Genomic DNA, 7,414 nt, shown 5'->3' on the forward strand with positions numbered 1-7,414 from the left:
AATAGGTAGACACAACGGACTTAAAATCCGTCGGCCCTAAACCGGCCGTGCCGGTTCGATTCCGGCTCCGGGCACCATTTACCGCTTTTAAGCGGTTATTTTTTTGTCTAGTACCCACGCCTAATAATAGAAAAGATAGCCCATTAACAGCTTTGTAGTTATAAGTACCCACTATTCTATCTAGGACAAGAAATTCATTTAAACCAGTCTATCTCCTTTCCAAACTCAAATCATCATATCATATGATTTCTATAAAAATTATATGCTAGTTTAAAACCCTTAAAAGGTTATAAAATAACGCCGTTTTAAATACTTATTACATATCTAAAAAATGTCTCGTCTACTTACCTACAAAAAAATTCTATGTAATTCTTTTTCATTATGGCTTTGCACTGTTCTAATTCTTTTTATTGAACGGTGTTTAATGTCACAATATTATCTATCAGATGATATCCGTAGTCGTTATTCCGAGGATATTATCCAGCTTATGCTCAAAGGGTTATTATTTGATATCAAAGCTGCTTCTGTATTAACGGCATTACCATTTTTACTGGGATTATTCAGCTTATTAAATTCAAAAACTGTTGTAGCATATGGACGGATTCAAGCTCTATTGTCTACAGTATTGTTATCTATCGTTTCTGCTCTGGCTATAGGGAATTGGTTTTATTATGGAGTCTACGAACGCCAATTCGATGTTTTTATTTTTGGTCTTGCAGAGGAAGATACTGTAGCCGTACTCAAAACTATTTGGTCCGATTTCCCAATTATTTGGGGATTAATTGCTTTAGCCATAGCAGTAACCCTTTTTTGGAAATGTTTTTCCCAAATTAACAGATACTCTTTTTCTGCTACTACTACAAGCAAAGCAACTTGGGTTGCTATCATAATGATACCTATCTTAATCTTAAGTATTGGTATACGTGGTTCGTTTGGTAAATTCCCTTTACGTCAAACTTCCATGCAAATTTCAACCTTACCGCAAATAAATAAATTAGTTCCCAATGCACTAATTTCTTTAAATTGGGCTTTTGCAGAACATCGAAACAGTAATAATTTTATCGAGGTTACCGATTCAGATGGTATTGAACTGATGAATCGTCTACAAAATCAAAAAGCTGATGCCAATTTAAATCGCTTATTTACACAAACTAATAAAAATTTGATTGTTGAACAACATAAGCCCAACGTTGTATTTGCTGTTATGGAAAGTATGAGCACTCACTTGCTTTCTCTAAATACGCCTGAACGAGATCTATTAGGTGAATTAGATAAACATTGGAAAGAAGATTGGGTTTATTCACGTTTTATCTCTGAGGGTGATGGCACTAGCGACTCACTACACCGTTTTTTTATTCGTAGCCCACGCCTTAACCTTAGCCAATCTGCTGCTAAAAATAAAACTTTTCCTGGAAACATGTTTAAACCATATCTTGATGCAGGATATCGTATTGTGTATATCACTGCCGGTAATGGGGGGTGGCGTGATTTTGATAGTTTTCTGCGTCATTTGGGTGTACATGAAATTATTGATGAAAATGCGATCAAAGCACGCTACCCTGAAGCCCAATCCAGCACATGGGGAGTACCTGATGAATTTATGTTCCGATATGCAGAAGACGAGTTGAAACAAGCAAAAAAAAATAATACCCCCGTATTCGTCATGATGCTATCAGTAACTAATCACCCCCCATATCAATTACCTAAACCTAACCCAACTAAAGATTTTCATCTCACTGAGCAAGAAAAACAGCGACTTTCCAGTCTAGCAACAGGAAAAGAATTGAATGAGATTTTTAACACATTCCGATATAGCAACGACCAACTTGGACGCTTCATTAGTCATACAAAATCTATTGCACCGGATACTATTATTGCTGCAACTGGAGACCATAATATGCGAGCAATCAGTTATCCTGCACCTAATGAAATTGCCCTTGGCCACAGTGTACCATTCTATCTTTATGTTCCACCTACTTACCGCTCCAATGCAGAATATCATCCTGAGCGGGCAGGCTCACATAAAGACATTTTGCCAACGTTATATAATCTTAGCCTATCAGAAATACCTTATTATCAAACCGGTTGTAATTTGACTGCACCTACTGTTGATTCCTCATGGTGTGGCTATGGTTATAATCCTGAAGTTTTAATCACCAAACATGGTTTTTATAATTTAAACAATCAGGAGTTTCATCGTTGGGATAATCAGAGGCTGCAAACAGCAGAAGCTGAAATCAGCCAACCACCTGCTGAAGATATACCTTTTATTGAACGAGGTAGTGTTTACACTCAATTTTTAGATTGGCAAATTAACCGTATTGCAACTACCCATCACTAAGAATACAACTAAATTTTTATACTATCTTAGTAAAATAAAACCGACTTACCCAAACAGGTAAGTCGGTTTTATTCTCAGACAACATTACTGTACTATTTATTAAACCAAGTTCTCCAGCATCCATTTAACGTAACGGCTGACACCTTGTTTTACATCCAAGAATTCTTCTTTATACCCGGCTTCGCGCAGCTTGGTGATATCCGCTTGAGTAAAGCTCTGATATTTGCCTTTAAGTGCATCGGGGAATGGGATATAACGGATAAGTTCTTCTTCAACCAACTCTTTCAAACTCATTTCAGGTTTGCCTTCGGCTGCACGGCAGGCGTTGACGGTTGCGGCGGCAAGTTCGTTAAATTGTTGGCTACGGCCTGTACCGAGATTGAAGATGCCTGAAAGCTCAGAATGGTCGAAGAAGTAAAGGTTAACTTTGGCCACGTCTTCTACGCTGACAAAGTCGCGTGTTTGCTCGCCGTTGCCATAGCCGTCATTGGCGCCAAACAGATTGACATAGCCATGCTCACGGTATTGGTGGAAATGATGGAAGGCGACTGACGCCATACGGCCTTTGTGTTGCTCCTGTAGTCCGTAAACATTGAAGTAGCGGAAGCCGACAACTTGGGCTGTCAGACCTTCCTTCATACGGCGGCGCAACACTTGGTCAAACAAGAATTTAGAGTAGCCATATACATTGAGTGGTTTTTCCAGTTCGCGCTCTTCGCGGAAGATTTCGCCCTTGCCGTACACTGCGGCACTGGAAGCATAAAGGAACGGGATACGTTCATCCTGACACCAGTCCAAGAGGTCGAGCGTGTACTGGTAGTTGTTGTCCATCATGTAAAGGCCGTCATGATTCATGGTATCGGAACATGCACCTTGATGGAAAACGGCTTCAATATCGTCGTAAGGCAGAAGATGGCCGCGCACTTGGCGGATAAATTCGTGTTTATCGAGATAATGGGCAATTTCACACTCGGCAAGGTTTTTAAATTTTTCACCTTTGCTCAAATTGTCGACGGCAACAATGTCGGTAATACCGCGCTGGTTAAGTGCTTTGACGATGTTGCTGCCGATAAAGCCGGCCGCGCCTGTTACGATAATGGTCATAATGAATTTCCTTTATTTTGATTTTTCAGACGGCCTTAAAGAAATCATGCCGTCTGAAAATAAAAACTTGTCTGTCTGGATTATTTTCCAACTCTATTTTCAGACGGCCTTTAGGTTTTAAGGCCGTCTGAAACAGCAATTATTACTCTTCCAATGCCTTAGTCAATTCAGCAAACGAGCAAACAGCCGTACCAAGTTTCGCCACGACAACCCCTGCCGCAGTATTAGCAAGGTGCATGGCTTCAGGCATGGTATAACCAGCGGCCAAACCCAAGCCCACTCCGGCAATAACGGTATCGCCCGCACCGGATACATCATAGACTTCTTGCGCTCGTGTAGGCTGATAAATCGGCTCGCCCTCATTGAACAGGGTCATACCCTCTTCGCTTCGAGTCAACAAAATCGCGGTCAAGTCGAGATGACGGCGCAGGTTTTGGGCTTTTTCGGTCAAATCGTTTTCATTTTTCCAGCTGCCCACCACTTCTTTCAGCTCTGCACGGTTAGGCGTAATCAGCGTAGCGCCGGCATATTTTTCGTAATCATCGCCTTTCGGGTCGATTAAAACAGTTTTACCGGCCTGTTTCGCCCAATCAATCATATCGGAAATATGCGACAAACCGCCCTTGCCGTAATCTGAAAAAATAATGGCATCGTATTCAGGCAACACTTCTCGATATTGATGCTTGATTTGTTCCAACACCTCACGATGAGGCGATTCTTCAAAATCAAGTCGGATAAGCTGCTGATTGCGGGCAACAACGCGTAATTTAACAGTGGTCGCAATTTGCTTGTCGCGCATCAGATAGGAAGAAACGCCGTCTTGCACCATCAATGCGTCTAACGCATCTGCAGCTTCATCATCGCCAGTCACGGACAACAGCCCTACTTTACCGCCCAATGAGGCGATATTGCGCGCAACGTTCGCCGCTCCGCCCGCCCGCTGGTCGATACGGGCGATTTTCGCCACCGGCACAGGGGCTTCAGGAGAAATACGGGACACATCGCCAAACCAATAGCGGTCGAGCATCACATCACCGACAACAAGGACTTTGGCTTGTGCAAAACGGGATTTGAGGGTTTCTTGTTGGAACTTGGTTACCATACTGGCTCCATTAAAATCTCTGTGTAAGGCTTGTTATCAGATTATTGATCTAACAGCCTAAAAATATCTTGAGGCTCATATACCTGCATATGGTTTTTCGAGTACGACGCCTGTTCATGAGATGACAACAACGCCGCTTTCAGCATGGCTTGTGCCAATTTTTCGACAGCAAGCGGACGTTGGCTTTTCAGCATGCTGATGCGGTTGAGTACGCGAAAAATCCGTTCGGCAATTTTCTCACCCAATCGATCGCTATTCGGACGAATCAATAAGGGCGGGCGGAAAATAATAAGGTGCGGAAAATTCAAAGCGATAATTGCTTGTTCCAATTCGCCCTTCATCCGTTGATAAAACAGGCGCGAAGCAGAATTTGCACCGGAAGCAGAAACCAAAACCAAAGCATTGACGCCGTTTTGTCTGGCTGCTTTGGCAAATTCAAGATTCGCCTCATAATCGATTGCCCATTGCGCTTCTTTACTGCCAGCCGCTTTCAGAGTTGTTCCCAAGCAGGCAAACAATACATCGCCCTGCACTTCTTCGCGCCAATCATCAGGCTTAGAAAAATCAATCTGATGGCTATTTAGTTTTTGGTGGGTAAAATCAGGATGTCTGCGACCAAAACAGTCGATAGACCCAACCTCTGAACTGGCTGCAAGCAAAGGCAACAAAGATTTCCCTGTCGCTCCTGTGGCACCAATTACAATCGCCTTCATACTTCAGACGGCCTTAAGCGTTGGCTACTCGATTGACTTCACGCAATACGGCCACCGGATCGGCAGCTTTGGTTACCGGACGACCCATTACCAAATAGGTTGAGCCGGCAGCCAAGGCTTCGGCTGGTGTCATGATGCGGCGTTGGTCGTCATTATTGCCTGCAACGTCCAAGCGGATGCCGGGTGTTACCAAGACAAAATCCTGTCCCAATTCGCGGCGCAGCGGCGCGGCTTCTTGAGCAGAACAGACTACGCCGTCCAAACCTGAGCTTTGCGTCAGTTTTGCCAAACGGATGACTTGCTCTTCGGGAGCGATGTTCAAACCAATTTCTGCCAAATCGCTTTGTTCCATGCTGGTCAACACGGTTACGCCGATCAAGAGCGGCTTGGTTTGATATCCGGCAACGGCTTCTGCTGCGGCTTCCATCATACGGCGGCCACCAGAGGCGTGCATATCGACCATCCAAACGCCCATATCGGCGGCAACTTTACAGGCCTGAGCGACTGTGTGGGGAATATCGTGGTATTTCAAATCGAGGAAAAGTTTGAAACCTTGATTGATTAAGCTTTCTGCCAAACTACGGCCGGTTGCGGTAAACAGCTCTTTGCCGATTTTGATTTGACACAGTGTCGGGTCAAGATTGCGGACAAATCCGAGCGTATCTTTTTCGTTGGCAAAATCGAGGGCGACGATAACGGGAGTACGTTGTTGCTGAGTTTGGAAGTCGGAGATCAAAGGATTCATAAGATGCCTGCGGATAACGGTTATAGCTTCGATTTTAACAGCTTTTGTACACAAAAGGCCGTCTGAAAATATTTTTTCAGACGGCCTTATGATTTTACTTTGGCAAAACTTATTTGCCCAAACCTTTCAATACTTCGGCTTTCACGGCTTCTACCGGTTGAGTGCCGTCAACTTTGATGTATTTAGGCGCGTGTTCGCCTTCCAGTTTGCTGTAAAAATCAACCAAAACTTCGGTTTGCTCGTGGTAAACGGCAAGACGTTTTTTCACGGTTTCTTCTTTGTCGTCGTCGCGTTGAATCAAATCTTCGCCGGTTACGTCGTCTTTGCCTTCGACTTTAGGCGGATTGTAGGTAACGTGGTAAGTACGGCCGGAAGCCAAGTGTACGCGGCGGCCGCTCATGCGGTCGACAATCACGCTGTCAGGCACATCGATTTCAACCACGGCATCCAAATCCACACCGGCTTCAACCATGGCTTCGGCTTGTGCCAATGTGCGTGGGAAACCGTCAAACAGGAAACCGTTTTTGCAGTCGTCTTGGGCAATGCGCTCTTTAACCATGCCGATAATGATGTCATCGCGTACCAAACCGCCTTCATCAATGATTTTTTTTGCTTCCAAACCCAGCGGAGTGCCTGCTTTGATGGCGGCGCGGAGCATGTCGCCGGTAGAAATTTGAGGAATGCCGAATGCAGCAGTGATGAATTGAGCCTGTGTGCCTTTGCCGGCGCCTGGCGCGCCCAACAATAATACTTTCATGATGAGTCCTTTTGGTTGACGGATTTAATGTTCAGATAATTTTACACGGCTTGTGTTTATCGTTCAAAACTTCAGACGGCCTCTTTCTGGCCGAAATGCTTCCATGCATCGTCGTGCATTTCGATAAACCATGAGTCTTCCGGGAATCGCTCTATCGCGTCTTTCAAAGTGGAAAGCAAGTTTTGCGATAAGGCTTTCGCCAAATATTCTTCTTCATTGGCTTCGGCCGCTTTGTCAGGCTGCTGCGCCAAACCGATTGCACGGGTTTGATGGCCATGAGCCAAGTAGTTGAGTGCAATGATTTTTTGTGCCCAAAGCTGCGGAATATCGGGATTATCTTGCAGCAATACTGACAAAATTGATACAGCAACGGTCAAGCGTCCGCCGTTCATACGCAAGTCCAACGACTGATTGGGCGGCAAAGTGCTGAGCATTTCTGCCATGCGGAACCAAAACTCGCCGCTGGCCTGTTCCGGCGCCTCTATTTTAAGCATGTCATAGTTGAATTCTTGTTCGTCATCTCTTACCAGCTTCTCCACGTCGGCAAGCAATTTTTGTTCTTCACGGCTCAAATAGCGGAAATCATTCATGTCTTTTCCTTTCAGACGGCCTTAAGCTTTAAACGCAACACGTACTCTGTCCAAATCTTCCT

General features: G+C 44.4%; 7 protein-coding genes. 1 reads left to right on the forward strand and 6 read right to left on the reverse strand.

From position 1 onward, the window contains the following. The first annotated feature begins 331 nt into the window (after window positions 1-331). Window positions 332-2,341 carry an LTA synthase family protein gene (locus ACTHSP_RS15650; RefSeq protein WP_440346407.1) on the forward strand — a complete coding sequence of 670 codons (2,010 nt, stop codon included), beginning with the start codon at window positions 332-334 and terminating at the stop codon, window positions 2,339-2,341. Between the two features lie 99 nt (window positions 2,342-2,440). Here ACTHSP_RS15650 and rfaD read toward each other — a convergent pair whose 3' ends face one another. The 6 genes from rfaD to ACTHSP_RS15680 all read right to left on the reverse strand — a co-directional run bounded on the left by rfaD (window position 2,441) and on the right by ACTHSP_RS15680 (window position 7,352). Then, window positions 2,441-3,445, reverse strand: coding sequence for an ADP-glyceromanno-heptose 6-epimerase (gene rfaD / locus ACTHSP_RS15655; protein WP_049329258.1), 1,005 nt, complete (start codon window positions 3,443-3,445; stop codon window positions 2,441-2,443). 142 nt (window positions 3,446-3,587) lie between these two features. Then, window positions 3,588-4,547: a D-glycero-beta-D-manno-heptose-7-phosphate kinase gene (gene rfaE1 / locus ACTHSP_RS15660; protein ID WP_440346408.1), complete on the reverse strand. Its 960-nt coding sequence runs from the start codon at window positions 4,545-4,547 to the stop codon at window positions 3,588-3,590. Window positions 4,548-4,588: 41 nt separating this feature from the next. Continuing rightward, a complete protein-coding gene (locus ACTHSP_RS15665) occupies window positions 4,589-5,260 on the reverse strand; it encodes an NAD(P)H-binding protein (protein WP_371464612.1) in 672 nt (223 codons plus the stop codon). 13 nt (window positions 5,261-5,273) lie between these two features. Continuing rightward, complete coding sequence (gene pyrF, locus ACTHSP_RS15670; RefSeq protein ID WP_049351208.1) at window positions 5,274-6,005, reverse strand: orotidine-5'-phosphate decarboxylase; 732 nt, start codon at window positions 6,003-6,005, stop codon at window positions 5,274-5,276. Window positions 6,006-6,114: 109 nt separating this feature from the next. Beyond that, entirely contained in the window at window positions 6,115-6,762 is a 648-nt protein-coding gene (gene adk / locus ACTHSP_RS15675) for an adenylate kinase (protein WP_003682888.1), read from the reverse strand. Window positions 6,763-6,833: 71 nt separating this feature from the next. Further along, a complete protein-coding gene (locus tag ACTHSP_RS15680) occupies window positions 6,834-7,352 on the reverse strand; it encodes a hypothetical protein (RefSeq protein ID WP_049351207.1) in 519 nt (172 codons plus the stop codon). Window positions 7,353-7,414 lie beyond the last annotated feature (62 nt).

The organism is Neisseria sp. P0001.S005 (genome assembly GCF_051963715.1).

Bases quoted from the DNA above. Each gene is read 5' to 3' on its own strand.
- ACTHSP_RS15650 (WP_440346407.1), top strand. From the start codon at position 332: ATGTCTCGTCTACTTACCTACAAAAAAATTCTATGTAATTCTTTTTCA.
- rfaD (WP_049329258.1), bottom strand. From the start codon at position 3,445: ATGACCATTATCGTAACAGGCGCGGCCGGCTTTATCGGCAGCAACATC.
- rfaE1 (WP_440346408.1), bottom strand. From the start codon at position 4,547: ATGGTAACCAAGTTCCAACAAGAAACCCTCAAATCCCGTTTTGCACAA.
- ACTHSP_RS15665 (WP_371464612.1), bottom strand. From the start codon at position 5,260: ATGAAGGCGATTGTAATTGGTGCCACAGGAGCGACAGGGAAATCTTTG.
- pyrF (WP_049351208.1), bottom strand. From the start codon at position 6,005: ATGAATCCTTTGATCTCCGACTTCCAAACTCAGCAACAACGTACTCCC.
- adk (WP_003682888.1), bottom strand. From the start codon at position 6,762: ATGAAAGTATTATTGTTGGGCGCGCCAGGCGCCGGCAAAGGCACACAG.
- ACTHSP_RS15680 (WP_049351207.1), bottom strand. From the start codon at position 7,352: ATGAATGATTTCCGCTATTTGAGCCGTGAAGAACAAAAATTGCTTGCC.